Annotated in this window: 16 protein-coding genes; 10 read left to right on the top strand and 6 right to left on the bottom strand. The window is 60.3% G+C overall.

Annotated features, from left to right (window positions below):
- Positions 1-4 precede the first annotated feature (4 nt).
- Positions 5-814 (bottom strand): AAA family ATPase, encoded by an 810-nt coding sequence (locus tag WJU18_RS07295; protein ID WP_423459443.1) that lies wholly within the window; start codon positions 812-814, stop codon positions 5-7.
- Between the two features lie 291 nt (positions 815-1105).
- On the opposite strand from WJU18_RS07295, the gene WJU18_RS07290 reads away from it, so the two are divergent.
- Positions 1106-1870, top strand: a complete 765-nt coding sequence (locus tag WJU18_RS07290; RefSeq protein ID WP_423459442.1) for an SDR family oxidoreductase — start codon at positions 1106-1108, stop codon at positions 1868-1870.
- Between the two features lie 67 nt (positions 1871-1937).
- On the opposite strand, the gene WJU18_RS07285 is transcribed toward WJU18_RS07290, so the two are convergent.
- The 3 genes from WJU18_RS07285 to WJU18_RS07275 form a co-directional block, all read right to left on the bottom strand.
- A complete protein-coding gene (locus WJU18_RS07285) occupies positions 1938-2261 on the bottom strand; it encodes an EthD family reductase (protein ID WP_423459441.1) in 324 nt (107 codons plus the stop codon).
- Positions 2262-2285: 24 nt separating this feature from the next.
- Positions 2286-3920, bottom strand: a complete 1635-nt coding sequence (locus tag WJU18_RS07280) for a long-chain fatty acid--CoA ligase (RefSeq protein ID WP_423459440.1) — start codon at positions 3918-3920, stop codon at positions 2286-2288.
- A gap of 125 nt (positions 3921-4045) precedes the next feature.
- On the bottom strand, positions 4046-5335 hold the full coding sequence (locus tag WJU18_RS07275; RefSeq protein ID WP_423459439.1) for a hypothetical protein: 1290 nt from the start codon (positions 5333-5335) through the stop codon (positions 4046-4048).
- A gap of 233 nt (positions 5336-5568) precedes the next feature.
- Between WJU18_RS07275 and WJU18_RS07270 the strand changes: the two genes are divergently transcribed.
- Positions 5569-6678 (top strand): metallophosphoesterase, encoded by a 1110-nt coding sequence (locus WJU18_RS07270; protein ID WP_423459438.1) that lies wholly within the window; start codon positions 5569-5571, stop codon positions 6676-6678.
- Complete coding sequence (locus tag WJU18_RS07265; protein WP_423459437.1) at positions 6668-7498, top strand: DUF4743 domain-containing protein; 831 nt, start codon at positions 6668-6670, stop codon at positions 7496-7498. The genes WJU18_RS07270 and WJU18_RS07265 overlap by 11 nt, the downstream gene beginning before the upstream one ends.
- Before the next feature lie 76 nt (positions 7499-7574).
- On the opposite strand, the gene WJU18_RS07260 is transcribed toward WJU18_RS07265, so the two are convergent.
- Positions 7575-8357 carry an aminoglycoside adenylyltransferase family protein gene (locus WJU18_RS07260; RefSeq protein WP_423459436.1) on the bottom strand — a complete coding sequence of 261 codons (783 nt, stop codon included), beginning with the start codon at positions 8355-8357 and terminating at the stop codon, positions 7575-7577.
- 221 nt (positions 8358-8578) lie between these two features.
- Between WJU18_RS07260 and WJU18_RS07255 the strand changes: the two genes are divergently transcribed.
- The gene (locus WJU18_RS07255) at positions 8579-9571 is read left to right on the top strand and encodes an O-fucosyltransferase family protein (protein ID WP_423459435.1); all 993 of its coding nucleotides are present in this window, start codon (positions 8579-8581) and stop codon (positions 9569-9571) included.
- Positions 9572-9601: 30 nt separating this feature from the next.
- Here WJU18_RS07255 and WJU18_RS07250 read toward each other — a convergent pair whose 3' ends face one another.
- Positions 9602-10360, bottom strand: a complete 759-nt coding sequence (locus WJU18_RS07250) for an IclR family transcriptional regulator domain-containing protein (RefSeq protein ID WP_423459434.1) — start codon at positions 10358-10360, stop codon at positions 9602-9604.
- 128 nt (positions 10361-10488) lie between these two features.
- On the opposite strand from WJU18_RS07250, the gene WJU18_RS07245 reads away from it, so the two are divergent.
- From WJU18_RS07245 to WJU18_RS07220, 6 genes are read left to right on the top strand one after another with little or no spacing between them, the layout of a single operon-like run.
- Positions 10489-10962 (top strand): MaoC family dehydratase, encoded by a 474-nt coding sequence (locus tag WJU18_RS07245; RefSeq protein WP_423459433.1) that lies wholly within the window; start codon positions 10489-10491, stop codon positions 10960-10962.
- Positions 10963-10986: 24 nt separating this feature from the next.
- Complete coding sequence (locus tag WJU18_RS07240; protein WP_423459432.1) at positions 10987-11415, top strand: MaoC family dehydratase; 429 nt, start codon at positions 10987-10989, stop codon at positions 11413-11415.
- Between the two features lie 16 nt (positions 11416-11431).
- On the top strand, positions 11432-12406 hold the full coding sequence (locus WJU18_RS07235; protein ID WP_423459431.1) for a Bug family tripartite tricarboxylate transporter substrate binding protein: 975 nt from the start codon (positions 11432-11434) through the stop codon (positions 12404-12406).
- A 10-nt stretch (positions 12407-12416) separates the two neighbouring features.
- On the top strand, positions 12417-13667 hold the full coding sequence (locus WJU18_RS07230) for a CaiB/BaiF CoA transferase family protein (protein ID WP_423459430.1): 1251 nt from the start codon (positions 12417-12419) through the stop codon (positions 13665-13667).
- Positions 13668-13704: 37 nt separating this feature from the next.
- Complete coding sequence (locus WJU18_RS07225) at positions 13705-14700, top strand: tripartite tricarboxylate transporter substrate binding protein (RefSeq protein WP_423459429.1); 996 nt, start codon at positions 13705-13707, stop codon at positions 14698-14700.
- Positions 14701-15939, top strand: coding sequence for an FAD-dependent monooxygenase (locus WJU18_RS07220; RefSeq protein WP_423459428.1), 1239 nt, complete (start codon positions 14701-14703; stop codon positions 15937-15939).
- Positions 15940-15954: the final 15 nt, after the last annotated feature.

Below are 15954 nucleotides of genomic sequence, written 5' to 3'. Positions count from 1 at the left end.
GGCGTCAGAAAAATCCGCCCGCCACGAGCGAATCAAACAACCGCACGCAATCGAGGTGAGGCAGCAGCGCCTGGCAAGCAGGCAGGCTGACATGCCGCAACACGCTGGTGCAAAGCAGGAATTCGCGTGCGTCATCTGGCTGGTGGGCCAGGACGTCCTGAGACAGATACTCGGCGACCGCGTCCGTCGCGCCGTCGAACGAATCGATGAAACCGTCCGCAATGCCCCTGCGGCCTACCACCATGGAGGCCAGCCGCAAGGCAGCGATCCATCCTTCGGTTTTCTCGTGCAGCTTGCGCACGTGCGCGTCGGAAAGATTCAGGCCAAGCTGGCTGAACAGATCGGCCGTTTCTGCCTGGGTGAACCGGAGCTGCTCCACGCCCACCTCGACCAACTCGCCGCGTGCACGCAGGCGCCCCACCCCCAGATCAGGGAGGCTGCGGCTTCCGATGACGATCCTGCCGTGCGGAGGCAACCGGTCGACCATCTCGCGCAGCAGCCCGATCACGGCCGGATCGCGAATAACTTCCATGTCGTCCAGGAACAGCACGAAGGGCGACGAACTGGAACCGATCACCCGAACGGCATCGAGAGGCGACGCCGATGCCGGCGATTGAGGCCGCAACACCGCAACCGCCTCTCCAAGTGACTTGAGGAAGCGCGAACGGTCGTTGTCCGCAGGTTCCAGGCCCAGCCATAAGGTCGTCGCTCCAGCCTGATCAAACCGCTCTCGAAGCTGGTGCATGGCAGTCGTCTTTCCGAACCCTGCAGGACCGCGCACCAGCACCAGCTTGAAGACGCCTGAGGACAGCACCAGGTCTGCAATGGAAAGACGCGTGACGCGGGCAGAAGGTCGGGGAGATGCGAAAGAAGCGGGACCAGGGGGTGCAGAACTTGAACGATTGGGGCACATGTCTATACCTCCGAACTTGAAACCGGGCGTAGCCATACCCTAGGAAATCAGAGTCTTCATGCCAACTTTCCATAGACGTGAAGCCGAACCATTCATATACTTAGCCATATAAGTAATTATCGAACTTTTACAACTCCTTTGCCGTTCAACCCTCTTCTTTGCAGGCATCCGAGCGAAATTTATAAAGCGCCAATGAACATGACCCTCCAGGGAAAAGTCGCCTTCATTACAGGCGCGGCATCGGGGGTCGGCCGGGCCTGCGCTCTCTCGTTTTCAGCTGAAGGCGCCAATGTTGCACTGTTGGACATGAATCGGGAAGGGCTGGCCGAAACGATCGCCCTGCTGCCGAATCCTGAAGCGGCACTGGCACTGGACTGCGATGTCACCCAGGTCAGCTCGGTACGCGATGCCGTTCAGAATACTTTATCGCGCTGGAACCGGTTGGACGCAGCCGTCAACGCTGCAGGGGTGGAAGGTGCCACGCGCCCTCTGCTGGAAGAGGACGACGATCTCTACAACCGCGTGATGGATATCAACGTGCGCGGAGTATGGAACTGCATGAGGGCTCAGATAGAGCAGATGCTGAGGCAGGACACCGGAGGCTCCATCGTGAATGTGTCATCCGGAGCCGGCCTGGTCGGATCGGCGCGCTCGGCGGTATACGGCACATCGAAACATGCGGTGGTGGGCCTCACGCGGAGCGCCGCACTTCAGTATGCGCGCAAGGGCGTCCGTATCAATGCCGTATGCCCTTCGGGGATTCAAACGCCCATGGCAGAAAGAATCGTGGCGTCGTTCCAAGGCGGTGCGCCTTCAGCCGGAGGGGCAAACTATCCGCTCGGCCGCTACAGCACTCCTGGGGAAATCGCCTCCGGTATCCTGTGGTTGAGCTCGCCAGGGGCCGCCTCGGCGATCGGCACGGTCCTGGCGATCGACGCTGGCTTTACAGCAGCTTGAAAACCATCCATGACACACGGGGAAGAGCATGGTGCTCTCCCGGGCGCAGAAAAGGCATGAAGTACGCTTAGCCGCGAACCGACGCGGCCAGCTCGCTCACTTGCATCACGGACGCGATGTTGGTGTAGTTCTTCTGATCTTCCTTGAACTCGCCCGCGTGCGGACCAAAGCCCTTGCGAAAATCATCCATGCTTTCGCAGTAGATGTGCGCCACCGCCACGTAGACCGGCGCGCTGTCCGGAGCGCCCCCACTCAATCCAAGATCTACCTCGTATCCACGGCAATACTCGCCCATGCGGGTTTTCACGAGAGGCATATGGACCTTGCAGTAGTAGTCCATGTCGAAACGGCCCTCGGGCGAATAGGGGTACATCACACTGATCTTGATCATGAAATTGCTCCAGCCTTCGCGGCCTCAATGGGGAAACTGTTCACGCAGCTTCATCTTCCAGAACTTGCCGGTGGAAGTCCGCGGAATCTCGGCGATGACCTCGTAGCGTTCGGGCAACTGCCACTTGGCGAAGCCGTTCTGCAGCAGGTGCTCATGGAGCTGTTCCGGGGTGGCCGTCTTGCCTGGCTTGAACACGACACAGCCCAATGGCCGCTCGCTCCATTTCGCGTCGGGAATGGGAACGACGGCCGCCTCAAGAATCGCCGGATGCCCCATCAGCGCGTTTTCCAGCGCGACTGAACTGATCCATTCGCCGCCGGACTTGATGACGTCCTTGGTACGGTCTGTGATCTGAACGAAGCCGTATGCATCCTGCGTGCCCACGTCTCCTGTCCGCAGAAAACCATCTTCGGAGAATTTGTCTTCCGTCACGGGAAGGCCGTAATAGCTTCCTGTGATGTAGGGGCCTCTCACTTGGATCTCGCCCACGCTTTGTCCGTCGCGCGGCGCATTGGCACCATCTTCACCCCGGATGCGAAGCTCAACCAGGGGCACTGGAATACCCGCCATGGCGGTGCGGCGCATCCGCTCGTCATGGCTGACATCCTGCAGGGCCGCGGGTAGATAAGACACCGTGGCCAAGGGCGATGTCTCCGTCATGCCCCAACCTTGCAGCATGTGCATTCCCATGGCATCGCAAGCCCGCGCCAGCGCCTCGGGAACGGCCGCTCCGCCGACCAGGGATCTCATGCTCTTTGGCAGCTTCCAGCGGCCATGATCAGGATGTCCAGGATCGCGGGAGGCCTCGTAGGTCTGTACAAGGCTCATCCAGATCGTCGGCACTCCCAGGGCCAGCGTGGAAGGCGCTTCGGTGATCAGATCGAGGAGATCGTCGGCATGCAGGTTGGGTCCCGGAAACACAAAGCCAGCGCCGCACATGACCGCGCCATAAGGGACGCCCCAGGCATTCGCGTGGAACATGGGGGTGACGGGCATCACGACGTCCTGGCTTCGCAGCCCCCAGTGGTCGGTCAGCGATGCCGAAAGCGCATGCAGCACCGTGGAGCGGTGCGAATAGGCCACGCCCTTGGGCGAGCCTGTGGTGCCGGAGGTATAGCAAAGGGAAATCGGATCATTCTCATCGTGGGGGAGGAATTCGAATGCCCCGGCATCCTGCCCGGCGATGAACTGCTCGTAGTCATCCGCACCGTCCGCAGTCACAGGCTCGCCCGAGAACGGCACCACGATGACCCGTTCGAAGCGGTGCAGATGCTCGAACTGCCGGTACAGCGGCAACAGGATGTCATCAATGATCAGGAAGCGATCCTCGGCATGGGCCGCGATCCATCCTATTTCCTGGCCCGTGAGGCGCAGGTTCAGCGTATGCATCACAGCGCCGCATGCGGGGATGCCGAAATAGCATTCCAGGTGTACGTGGTGGTTCCAGCACAGGGTCGCCACCCGGTCGCCCTTGCCGATGCCCGCGGCCCTCAGCGCCGAAGCCAGTTGGAGCGTGCGCTGGTGCCACTGCCGGTAGGTGTGGCGCACCAGCGTCTTGTCGGGACGGCGGCTGATGATCTCGCGATCGGGAAAAAGCGCTCCCGCGCGCTCCAGCAGGTGGTTGACCGAGAGCGGCACATTCATCATCGTGCTGTGCATTGAACTGTCTCCTTTGGAAAAATACCGCTTATCGATACGGCTTGAAGCGAACGCCGCAACACACGGCACCTCGGATCCTCAACTCGCGTCTCCGTGACCCTGACCGTGACCGTGCCACACGGGAATTAAAGAGGCACCCGGGATTGCAGCCAGGGCACCACCTTACCCAATTGAGCCACCGCACCGGCATTGGGATCTTCCCCCGCAGCGGGCTCAAAATAGTGGAGCGCCTCTGGAAAGTCAAAGTAAGTCTTGTCGGTGCTGCCCAAGGAATTCCATATCCGCTGGGTGTGCGTGCGCGGGTAGACATCCAGATCCCTGCCCGCGTGAACCACGGCCACCGGTTCGGTCACCGCAGGGGCATTTTTCAGCAGATTGGCATTGCTGCTCAAGCCAGACCATGTGGACAGCCAGGCATCCGGGGTTTGTATGCGGGCAAACCCTGATATTTGGTAGTTCATGAGATGCGGCCGCGTACTGATAAGGCAGCCATAGCCGCGGTCAGTCGGATCCAGCGTATTGTCTGTGTAATGCAGGTTCGCCATCGTCCTGTAGATCACCATCACTGGCTGGAAGTTGGCCTGCTGCATGAGGGCTCGCTGCGCCGCAAACGGCAGTGACGAAAGCCCCTCGCTCGACTGCGCGGCCTCGGCATCGATTCTCTCCCGGACCATGGCCTTCGCCACGGCGTCCAAGCGCGCGACACGCGCCAGTTGGGCGGCCCGGTAACGCTCCACGAATTCTGGAGAGTAGCTCGACCATTCGGGGGCAGGCTTGAACCCATTGGCCGGATCGTACATGTCCAGGCTGGAATCCGTGAGCAACGGGCGATGCTCATCCACCACCGAGGGGTCGATGGTCTCGTTCACGATGAGCCCTTGGCCCGTGTGCGCGGCCGAGATCACCATGGCATCGAAGGCCGGCATTTCGATCTCCGCCAACGGTACCGGGCGCCCAGCCGGCGTCAATTTAAGTCTCTGGCCGGGCGCTGCTTTCGCTTGCGCCTGATAGAAGCAGCCCAGCGACCCTCCGCCGGAGTTGCCAAGCCACACCACTTTCTCGATGCCCTGGACCTCCTTCAGCCATTGCACATAGGCGGCCATGTCCAGCAACAACTGCTCATGAATGCAGTTCACATCGTTCTTCAACGAACGAAGGTTGGCACCGAGGCAGGCGTAACCGGCGCGCAGCAGTTGAGGAAACGCGTAGTGTTCGCTGAAGTCAACCCGGGGGTGGGCAGCGATCACGGCTACTTTCGGCTTTGGGTTGTTTTTCGGCGTCCAGTACAAGCCCCTGCACTGAGCGCCGTCACGCGCATACACAGTCGCCAGCTCACAGGAAGCAAATTCGTTGACGGGCTCCCGGAATCGAATCCAGGCCCCTGTCCAATAAGTGGTGTTAAGTGGCTTGCTCATGCTCAGTCCTTTGAAACCATGCGCTCCGGGAAAAGCAGCTCATATGTTTAGCCCACGAAGAATATAGACGATGAGTGCAGCTGGAATCGTCGCTTTCGACGAAATAGTGCCCCCCAAGGGATCCATAGCCGTCACCTGGAAGACAGGCGCCTGACCCCGGATTGAAGACCCATTCACAATAGCGTTTTGATGGCCGTCCCTCAACCGGCCAGTTGCCTTCCCAGGAAACACTGATGAGCCTCATCCAGCCCCTGCCCGCCAGCCCGCTTGACATCGTGGGCGACATCCACGGAGAAATCGACGCGCTGCTTCAACTACTGGGCCACCTCGGCTACGACCGCCAGGGACATCATCCTGAGGGCCGCATGCTGGTGTTTGTGGGTGATTTCTGCGATCGCGGACCGGATAGCCCGGCTGTGCTGGAACTGGCCCGCGCGCTGGTTCAATCCGGGCGCGCGCTCGCCGTCCTGGGCAACCATGAAATCAATCTTCTTCGTGAAGACGTCAAGGACGGGTCCGGCTGGTTCTTTGATGCCCGGATGGCGCGCGATCAGGAAAAGTATGCCCCTTTCCACCGTCCCACGTCGCAGCAGCGGCGCGAGATCGTGGAATTCCTTTCTGGACTGCCCATCGCCCTGGAGCGGCCTGATCTCCGGGTCATTCATGCAGCCTGGCAGGATGCTCAGATTGAAGCCGTGCGGCCTCTCCCATTGGGCTCCGTACGCGAAGAATACGACCGCTGGGAGGAACTGGGCCGCCAACAGGCGCGGGAAAGTGCGCTGGAAGAACGCATGGCCAAGGAACTGGAACAATGGGAGCATGGCCTGGAGAGCCACAAGCATCAACCTCCGTTCCTTCACGCGCATGCGGAATTCGAAGCGAACAAGCAAATGCTCAATCCACTCAAGGTATTGACCTCGGGCGTGGAACAGAAAGGCACGGCCACGTTCTTTGCTGGCGGCAAATGGCGCTTTGTGAAGCGCGTGCCCTGGTGGGATGCTTATACGGATCCGACGCCGGTCGTGGTGGGCCACTACTGGCGGCGAGTGCACCAGATTGACCGGAGTGCCGTGGGCAAAGGCGATGCGGATCTCTTCGAGAACACGCACCCCTATGCCTGGCACGGTGCGCGCGGCAATGTGTTCTGCGTTGATTTCTCGGTAGGCGGCCGCTGGCTGGCACGTAAATCGGCCACGCCCGTGGGACGCGACTTCAAGCTGGCGGCGCTGCGCTGGCCGGAGCGGGTGCTGCAGTTCGACGATGGCCACGTGCAGGCGACTCAAGGGTTTGGAGTGGAGCACGGATCTTCCAAAATTCAGAATCAACCCGCGGATGAGCTCTGATCACCGGCCCTTGGCATCGCTCGCGCGGGAGCTTCTCGGCCACGCGGCCCGCCCGTTCCCGGAGCATCTCGACCGCCTGATGCTTGACGGCCGGATCATCGGCTACCTGTCGCGCCGGCGCGCATTGGCCCTTCGGGAGCTGCTGCCTGGTCTCGTGGCCGATCATCCCCTCGGCGCGCCGACACGCTGGTCATGGCATGCCAAGGATCTTTCAGCCGGCGAGCGCACGCAGGCACTGCAACGCGCCGCAGAGGCGCTGAGAAGCCAAGGCCTCATCACCGGCTGGCGGGATGAGCGTTTCAGCTATTGGCCCGAAGACGTGGCATCGCTCGAAGCGCCCGAACTCTTCCGCCTGGAGCGCTCCGCCTTTCGTGCGCTGGGCTTGCGCAGCCACGCGGTACACATCAACGCCTTCACGCCCGATGGGCGCATGTGGTACAGCCGCCGTTCTCTCAGCAAACCGACGGATCCGGGCATGCTCGACAACCTGGCTGCCGGCGGCCTGCCTTCTGACGAGACACCGAGGACATGCGCCATACGTGAACTATGGGAAGAAGCGGGGGTACCCGCCCCGTTGGCAGAACGCCTGACGCCGGCCGGCCAAATAGTGACGGCGCAGCTTGCCGGCGAAGACTGGGTGCATGAGCGGATCTTCATCTTCCAACTGGCATTGCCGGAAAGTTTCGTTCCGAGCAACCAGGATGGTGAGGTAGCGGAATTCATGCTGCTCGACGAACAGCAGTTGGTCAGCCATCTGCAGCAAGGCCACTTCACGCATGAAGCGGCTTGCTCCGTCGCTCAAGGCTGCGTAGAGCGGTGAATGAAGCGCCGCCGCTGGATACCGGCTTTCGCCGGTATGACGGAGGAGAGGCTCGCGCCGAGACTTTGAACACGCTCTAACGAGAAAGCTCTCGCTCGATTTCCGTTTTACAGAAACGTATGAAGCCAGCCACCGAGCCGGAAGGCAGAGACGGCTCCCCACCGCCGAGATAGGATTCCGCGGCGCCGGCCAGCAGGGCCGCATGTTCTGGGGGCAAGCGCTCCGCAGCCCAGGCGGCCGCAGCGTCCTTCGAGGCAATGGAACCGGTAGACACGCTGAACCAGATACGGGCCAAGGCGAGCACGATATTTCTCTCGTCGCCGTGCCAGTCCGGTTCTACATTCCACTGTGCGATGGTCGCGGCAAATGCCTCCCTGAGATCGGATGGTGGTACGGGTTCGAACAGTTCTGCAGCCTCAGGCCCGCGCAAGGGCACGCTGTGCAACCGCAGCTTTGTCATCAGAATGGCAAGGTCAGGGTCAGCCATGGCGGACTCGAAGCGGCCCGCTCCTATATCGTCGCGGAGCCATTCTCCGAACTGCATCTCGCGCCTCGGAGGATACCGCCAGGGCACCACTTCGCTGAGCGCAACGATGGTGACTTCAAGCGGCCGGAGAACCTTTGACTCGCCGGGCGGTGCAGAGCATGCCAGAAGTTCCCGCATCAGCGCGTTCCGCGCAGCTTCAGCGGGCGGCGCGGACACCGAGACCATCAGGTCTATGTCACTGTGCGGCTTCAGTCCCCCATCCACGGCTGAACCGTACAGGTGAATGGCCCGGAGATCGCTGCCCAGATACCGATCGAGAACGGACAGAGTGGTTGAAACCTGAGAGGCGATTTCGGGAGGCAGCTTAGCCACGTGTGATATGTCCTTTTCTCTTTCAGCCAAAAGGGCCTTGGTCTCAGATGCGAAAATAGCGGTAACCCCTCGTAACACCTGCCACCACAATGCAGCAAGACCAGCGCCGTCCTTTCATTATTTATCGTGAGCCTCCGGGTTGGGGATTCTGGTCCAACTTTACCGTCGTCCTGCAGGGCCTGGAGGAAGCAGACCAGCGCCATCTTGTACCAGTGGTAGACATGGAACGCTACGTTACACGCTATAACGAGGCGGAGCCTGTGAACGGGACCATGAACGCCTGGGAGTACTACTTCGAACAACCTACAGCCCTGACGCTGGCCGAAGCGCTGACACAGGACCCTCTGGATAGCGGTGGAGTTGTCAAAGGAGGGCTATTCTTCACCGGCTTTGCTCTCAATGCGCCCGCGCCCGACGTGTTGGCCAGAGGCCGTGAACTCGTACGGAAGTATGTACGCCTCAAGCCTGAGATAGCGCGGCACCTGGACAGCTTGCTCACCAAGGAAGCGGGGGCCCGTTGCGCCGGCGTCCATGTGCGCGGAACCGACCAAAGGCACGGCGGTTTTCCTGGGCACCCTGTTCCAGCCGGTCCCGATGCCTATCTGGAACAGACCGTCATGCTGGACAAGGAATATTCGTTCGACCGCATTTTCCTTGCCACTGACGAGCAGGAGACCGTGAGCATGTTCGAACGGGAATTCGGCGCTCGGCTGCTGACAATCCCTGCGCACCGTACCCCTTCCGACGTCGTGGAAGCGAATTTCCGCAAGGACTACACGTGGCTGTTCGGCGCAAGCGAGCGTGACCGCCACCACTATTGCCTGGGATTGGAAGTGCTCACCGACGCGCTGCTGCTCTCACGTTGCAGTCACGTCGTCTGCGGTGTGTCGAATGTCTCACGCGCAGCCATGTTTTTTGCGGAAGAGACTCAACGCGTGCATCCGGTTCCACCTCTGTGGATTACCCCAAATTCTGGCGGTCCCTCCCTCGGCCGGGCATACCTTGCATTGCTTCCACCCCCTACTTACCAACCCACCGCGGCCATCCTTGAGAAGAACATCCAGGAACTTCAGCGCCTGCTTGAGGACTCCGAAAACGAGCGTGCGCAAGCTCAAAGCGCTCCCGCCCAACCGGCGGAAGAGCGGCCGGCGGAAGAGCGACCAGCTATGGGACACCTGAGTGCATGGATACGCAGGCTTCGCCAGCTGATCTGACACCACCAGAAAAGCGGGAAGCATCCTCCCCTACTGCTCTTTCAGCCGCGAGGCCGCCAGTTTCAGAAGCGGCAGGAATTCCGCTTTCGCCTGGTCTTCCGAGAACTCACCCGAAATCAGGCTCACATTGATGGCGGCCACGATCGAGCCACCAGCGCCGCGAATGGGCACGGCCAGACCGCAAATGGATTCGTCGTATCCGGCGTCTGACCAAGCATAGCCCTGCTCCCGCACTTTCGAGATGGCGGCGCGCAGCTTGCTCTTGTCGGTTTCGGTTCTGGGGGTGAGCGGCGTGAAGTCGGTCGTTTCGAAATAGGCGTCAAGCTGATCCTCTGGCAGGCCACTGAGAAGCACCCGCCCCATCGCGACCGAGTATGCGGGCAGGCGGGTACCTATGGATGGGCTGAATGCCAGGATGCGCTTGGTGTGGAAGCGCTGGATATAGACGATGTCACCTTCATCGAGCACAGATACTGCGCATGACTGCTTCATGCGGGTGCCAAGCTCTTCCAGCACCAATTGCGACTGGCGCCAGAACGGCAGTGTGTAGAGATAGGTCATGCCCAGCCGCAACACCTTGGGCGTGAGCCAGTAGTCCTTCTCATCTGTTTTCACGAACCCGAGATCGATCAGCGTCAGCAGCAAACGCCGCACGACGGTGCGGGGCAGTTCCGAGGCATCGCTGAGCTGGGCGATGTTCTGCCTGCCCGCCGATTGCCCCATGACTTCGATCACGCGCAGGCCCCGCGCGAAGGTTCTGACGAACGACTCACTTTCCGGTGTTGCCATAAGGGATTTCCCGCGAATGGGTTGACGCAGGTTTAAAAACTCCAAAAATGAACGTAGAGCGGTCTCTATTAACCGCTTAGCGGACATTATGCATCATGTCCTCCACAATTTCAACCAAGCAGGAAAGCATGAAAGAAACGACTTTCGAGACAGATTTCTGGAAAGACGCGAACCTTCGCAAGATCTGGGACGACATCGTTCCCGGCGAACCCCGCAAGACCATCCCCTACACCCTGACGCTCGAAGCCATCCAGAAATACTGCCGGGTGGTGGGAGATCTGCACCCCCTGTATTTCGACGAGGAATATGCGAGGAAGTCGCCGTACGGCGGCCTGATCGCACCGCCTGCGATCCACATCCTGCTGATGTTCGCGTGCACGCCTACCGATGACTGGATGCGCAGCCCCGGCACCGTGAACGCAGGCCAATCCTGGAGCTATCACAAGCCCGCGCGGCCAGGAGATGTGATTCGCCTCGAAGCGCGCGCTCTGGACAAGTTCATCAAGAAGGACCGCCTGTTCGTCGTGCACGACAACGTGTTCTTCAACCAGCACAACGAAGTGATCTGCTCCGGCCGCGGCTGGACCATCCGTCCGCAATGAACCAGATTGAAGGAGATACGAAACATGAGCTTTGAACAACTAAGTATCGGCCAGGAAATCGTGGGCACGCCCTTCTCGCCCACCCGCGAAACCATTCGCGACTTCTGCGAAGCCTCCCTGGACTTCAACCCCTTGCACCTCGATGACGACTACATGAAAGGTGATTTCGGCAAGACCAACTTCGGTGGAATCATCATGCATGGCATGAACAACTTCGGCGTCATCACCAAGATGCTGACCGATTGGCTCCATGAGCAGAACGCCGTGCAGCGCCGCCTGGAAACACGCTGGAAGAGCCCCGTCAAACCTGGAGACACCATTACCCCGAGAGGCCGGATCACATCTCTCAAGAAAACGTCCAACAGCCGCTGGGCCTGCCTCGACGTCGAGGTGCGGAATCAGCGCAATGAAGTGGTGGCGGTCGGTGAAGCCATGGCCGAGTTTCCTCACTGAACCAGGAGACCTGGCGATGACAACAACATCCAGGCTTGTGAAGTGGTCAGTAGGCCTCGTGGCGGCGGTGTCTGCAAGCCTGGCATTCAGCCAGGCCTATCCATCCCAGCCCGTCAAGATCGTCGTGCCGTTTCCGGCAGGCGGCACCACCGATATCCTCGCGCGGCAGTTGGCGGCGGAACTGGCTCAGAAATGGTCTGTTCCCGTCGTGGTGGACAACAAAGCCGGCGCCAGCGGTACCATTTTCTCGGAGCAGCTCGTGCGCACGGCACCTGACGGCTATACCCTGATGCTCACGGCCACGCATCATGTGATCAACCCAGGGCTCTACAAGAACCTGAGGTACGACACCAAGACCGCGTTCACGCCGCTAGCGGAGGTGGCGTCCGTTCCCAACCTCCTGCTGGTCAACCCCGCCGTACCCGCCAAGACAGTCAAGGAGCTGATCCAGTACGGAAAGGACAACCCCGGCAAGCTGAGCTTTGGCTCTGCGGGAACGGGCGGTGCCAATCATCTCTCCGGCGAGCTCTTCAAGAGCATGACCGGGGTGCAGATGGTGCATGTTCCCTACAAAGGGGCAGCGCCGGCGCTCAATGACCTGCTGGGCGGAACGATTCCCGTCATGTTCGATTCGGTCACCGGTGTCATTCAGCATGTGAAGGCCGGCAAGCTGAAGGCCCTGGGCGTGACGTCGCTCAAGCGCTCGCCGGCTGTTCCAGATATTCCTACGCTGGATGAAGCCGGTGTGAAAGGCTTCGAAGCCACGGCATGGTTCGGCCTCTACGGACCCGCACACATGAAGCCGGAGATCGCCACGAAGATCAACGCCGATGTGCGCGAAGTTCTGAGCACACCGAAGATGAAATCGCTGTTCCTGGAACAGGGGGCCGAGCCTGGCATCAGAACACAGCCCGAGTTCGCCTCGTTCGTGAACGCCGAGATCGACAAGTGGGCCAAAGTGATTTCAACCGCCAACGTGAAGCTGGAATAAGGGCTGTCCCATGATGTCGACAACTCAGCCCATGCAGAACATGGGCGCGCTCTCGCACCTTCGCGTGCTGGATCTTTCGAGAGTGCTGGCTGGGCCTTGGGCCACGCAGAACCTGGCCGATCTGGGCGCGGAAGTCATCAAGGTGGAGCGGCCGGGATCGGGCGACGATACCCGCGGCTGGGGGCCGCCCTGGATCCGGGACGACAAGGGCGAATACACGCACGATTCGACCTACTACGCCGCCGCCAACCGCGGCAAGCGATCGATCACCGTGGACATCGCCAGCGCAGAGGGGCAAAAGCTCATCAAGGAACTGGCGGCCATTTCGGATGTGGTGGTCGAGAACTACAAGATCGGCGATCTCAAGCGCTATGGGTTGGACTACGAAGCCTTGAGCGCCGTCAATCCGCGGCTGGTGTATTGCTCGATCACAGGCTACGGGCAGACGGGCCCCAGCGCGCACAAGCCAGGTTATGACTTCGTGTTCCAGGCGCAAGGCGGCCTCATGAGCATCACGGGCGAGCGCGATGAGGTGCCCGGCGGTGGAGCGCAGAAAGTGGGTATAGCCATCGCCGACGTGATCACGGGCATGTACGCCTCGGTTGCCATCCTGGCCGCCCTCAATCACCGAGAGGTGTCGGGACGCGGCCAGTACATCGACATGGCGCTGCTCGATTGCCTCGTGGCGCTCGGCGGCAACCAGGTTACGGGGTACTTCTCGAGCGGCAAGGTGCCTTTCCGGTATGGCAACGCGCACGCCAGCCTGGTGCCCTACCAGGTGTTCCAGACGGCCGACGGCAGCATGGTGGTGGCCGTTGGCAATGATGCGCAATGGCAGAAATACTGCCAGGCCATCGAGCGCCCTGATCTTGCCTCCGACGAACGCTGGATCAAGGTGACGGGGCGTATCACCGGCCGGGAAGTGCTCATTCCTGAATTGGAGAAAACAATGCGCTCCCGCACCTCGGCCTCTTGGATCGAGAAGCTGGAAGCCTTCGGCGTGCCCTGCGGGCCCATCAACAACTATCAGCAGGTATTCGAAGACCCTCAAGTCACGCACCGGCAACTTCGCGTGGACATGCCGACCGAGGACGGAGGGTCCGTCTCGACGATCGCCAGCCCTCTTCGCTTGATGGGAACCCCTGTGCAATACCAGCGGCCACCGCCGAAGCTTGGAAGCAGTACGGAAAGCGTCTTGAAAACTCTTTTGAACAAGACCGACGATGAACTGGAGGCTTACCGCCACGCCAAGGTGATCTGAGCCAGCCGAATACGCACCCACAACGCAGGAGACAAACATGAAGAATATCTGGGCGGCAAAACATGCCGCGAGCCGCATTTTTTGGCTGGGACTGGCTTTGCTGCTGGCCCTTTCCGCAAGTCTGGCGAAAGCGGACGGTGACTACCCCAACCGTCCCATTCGGCTGCTCGTGGGTTTCGGTGCGGGAGGCCCAACGGATCTGACATTCAGGAAGCTCGCCGAACTTGCAGGCAAGGAGCTTGGTCAACCGATCATCGTGGAAAACAAACCTGGTGCGGGCGCCACGCTGGCACCTTCCACCATGGCACGAGTTGACAAGCCTGACGGATACACGATTGCCGCGGCAACGGCGGGCCTGCTGCGCTTTCCCCACATGCAGAAAGTTGATTGGAACCCGACGCGGGATTTCACCTGGATTGCGGGGCTTGGAGGCTATACCTTCGTTCTCGCAGTCAAGTCCAGCTCCCCCTTTCGCAGCGTGGCGGATTTGGTAGCGTATGCCAAGGCAAACCCCGGAAAAGTGTCCGTGGGCACCGCCGGAGCCGGCACCACCATGCATCTGCTCACAGAGGCGTTTGGTGGAATGGCGGGAGTGGAGCTGACGCACATCGGTTTCAAGAGCAGCAGTGAAGCCGCCACGAACCTGATCGGTGGTCACACCGTGGCCGCATTGGATGCTGTCGGCAGCGTGCTTCCATTCGTCGAATCGGGCGATCTGAGGCTTCTCATGTCATTTGACGCGCAGCCTGCCGACTGGATGCCATCGGTTCCCACTGCGAAGAGTCTGGGCTATGACCTTGTCTACCCCGCGCCCTATGGCCTGGTCGGTCCCAAGGGCATGAATCCCGCCGTAGTCACGAAGCTGAACACTGCGTTCAAGGCAGCCATTGACAGCCCTGAATATGCGAAGCTTTTGAAGTCCTTGCGGCAAACCTATTGGTACAAGGGACCACCGGAATACGAGGCTTGGGCCCGTGAGTTCTTCGTGTCCGAACGCTCTCTGGTAGAGCGTGCCAAGTTGGGAAGGCCTTAAATGCGAATTTTGATCGGAGGAGCAGGAATAGGAGGGCTCACGGCGGCACTGAGCCTCCATGCGGCGGGGTTTGATGACGTCTCGGTTCTTGAGGCGGCCAGGGAAATCCGTGAAATTGGCGTCGGCGTCAATCTACCTCCTCATGCGGTGAGGGAACTGGTGGAACTGGGGCTGGGAGAAGAGCTTGCCGCCATCGGTTGGCCCACCTCGGAACTGAGCTATTTCGACCGCTCGGGGCACCTCATTTGGGCCGAACCACGAGGCATGAAAGCCGGCTATCGCTGGCCTCAGTATTCGGTACACCGCGGCCGCTTGCAGCAAATGCTGCTCAGCGCCGTCCACAACCGGCTCGGTGCGGGTGCAGTCTACGCTGGCAAACGGATCGTGTCTGTAGATTGCACCAATGAGTCCAGCGTTGGCATTGACGTGATCGGCTCAACAACTGGAGAGCGTGAGCACTGGGACTGCGACACGTTTGTGGCTGCTGATGGCATCCGGTCTGCATCTCGTTCTTCCATCGTAAGCCGCGAAACAAAATTGGCCTCCAACGGATGGGTCATGTACAGAGGAGCAACCCGTCATACATCTTTTCTCGATGGCCACACCATGGTGATCGTGGGGGATGAGACGCTGAGAATCGTTGTCTACGCGCTGGATGCCGAAACACTCAATTGGCTTCTGGTCAGGCCAATGGCCACCGGGGAATCCATCGGCGATCTCGGCAACTGGAACAAGCTTGTGGATGCGCCAAGCGTTGCAGACTATGTGGCGGACTGGCGATTCTCATGGCTTGACGTACCTCAGATGGTCCGCGGCACGCTTGAGGTCTATGAATATCCCATGGCCGACATTGATCCACTTCCTTGCTGGAGCGTCAATCGGGCCACGCTCCTGGGTGACGCAGCTCACGCCATGTATCCATTTGGCTCGAACGGTGCATCGCAGGCCATCCTCGATGCCAGGGTCCTGGCTTATCGGCTCGCGGGTGCTCGCGATGATGTCATTGAGGGCCTGCGTTTGTATGAACGCGACCGGCGTGAACCGGTCTCGGCGGTACAGCTGGCCAATCGCCGTCAAGCGGGAGATGTGATGGCCAAAGTCGGCGCGCTGGTCCGCTCCAACGCGCACGACAAGGCGCAAGAAGCCCTGAAGGACGTCGAACGCGATTACAAGAAGCTGGCAGGCTTTGATGTGGATACTTTGAATCAGAGAGCTTCCTGGTCAGTGCGCCCAGCGTGAGCCTTTTCCTCGGAT

It is taken from the genome of Ottowia sp. VDI28, assembly GCF_049532675.1.
Taxonomy (GTDB): domain Bacteria; phylum Pseudomonadota; class Gammaproteobacteria; order Burkholderiales; family Burkholderiaceae_C; genus Ottowia.
Note: the sequence above shows the minus strand (reverse complement) of the source record. Positions and strands in the feature narration are given on the sequence as shown.

What these genes read in the sequence shown, in the direction of transcription:
- WJU18_RS07290 (WP_423459442.1), top strand. Translation starts at nt 1,106, where the DNA reads ATGAACATGACCCTCCAGGGAAAAGTCGCCTTCATTACAGGCGCGGCA.
- WJU18_RS07225 (WP_423459429.1), top strand. Translation starts at nt 13,705, where the DNA reads ATGAAGAATATCTGGGCGGCAAAACATGCCGCGAGCCGCATTTTTTGG.
- WJU18_RS07270 (WP_423459438.1), top strand. Translation starts at nt 5,569, where the DNA reads ATGAGCCTCATCCAGCCCCTGCCCGCCAGCCCGCTTGACATCGTGGGC.
- WJU18_RS07240 (WP_423459432.1), top strand. Translation starts at nt 10,987, where the DNA reads ATGAGCTTTGAACAACTAAGTATCGGCCAGGAAATCGTGGGCACGCCC.
- WJU18_RS07255 (WP_423459435.1), top strand. Translation starts at nt 8,579, where the DNA reads ATGGAACGCTACGTTACACGCTATAACGAGGCGGAGCCTGTGAACGGG.
- WJU18_RS07220 (WP_423459428.1), top strand. Translation starts at nt 14,701, where the DNA reads ATGCGAATTTTGATCGGAGGAGCAGGAATAGGAGGGCTCACGGCGGCA.
- WJU18_RS07250 (WP_423459434.1), bottom strand. Translation starts at nt 10,360, where the DNA reads ATGGCAACACCGGAAAGTGAGTCGTTCGTCAGAACCTTCGCGCGGGGC.
- WJU18_RS07280 (WP_423459440.1), bottom strand. Translation starts at nt 3,920, where the DNA reads ATGCACAGCACGATGATGAATGTGCCGCTCTCGGTCAACCACCTGCTG.
- WJU18_RS07235 (WP_423459431.1), top strand. Translation starts at nt 11,432, where the DNA reads ATGACAACAACATCCAGGCTTGTGAAGTGGTCAGTAGGCCTCGTGGCG.
- WJU18_RS07245 (WP_423459433.1), top strand. Translation starts at nt 10,489, where the DNA reads ATGAAAGAAACGACTTTCGAGACAGATTTCTGGAAAGACGCGAACCTT.
- WJU18_RS07265 (WP_423459437.1), top strand. Translation starts at nt 6,668, where the DNA reads ATGAGCTCTGATCACCGGCCCTTGGCATCGCTCGCGCGGGAGCTTCTC.
- WJU18_RS07230 (WP_423459430.1), top strand. Translation starts at nt 12,417, where the DNA reads ATGATGTCGACAACTCAGCCCATGCAGAACATGGGCGCGCTCTCGCAC.
- WJU18_RS07285 (WP_423459441.1), bottom strand. Translation starts at nt 2,261, where the DNA reads ATGATCAAGATCAGTGTGATGTACCCCTATTCGCCCGAGGGCCGTTTC.
- WJU18_RS07275 (WP_423459439.1), bottom strand. Translation starts at nt 5,335, where the DNA reads ATGAGCAAGCCACTTAACACCACTTATTGGACAGGGGCCTGGATTCGA.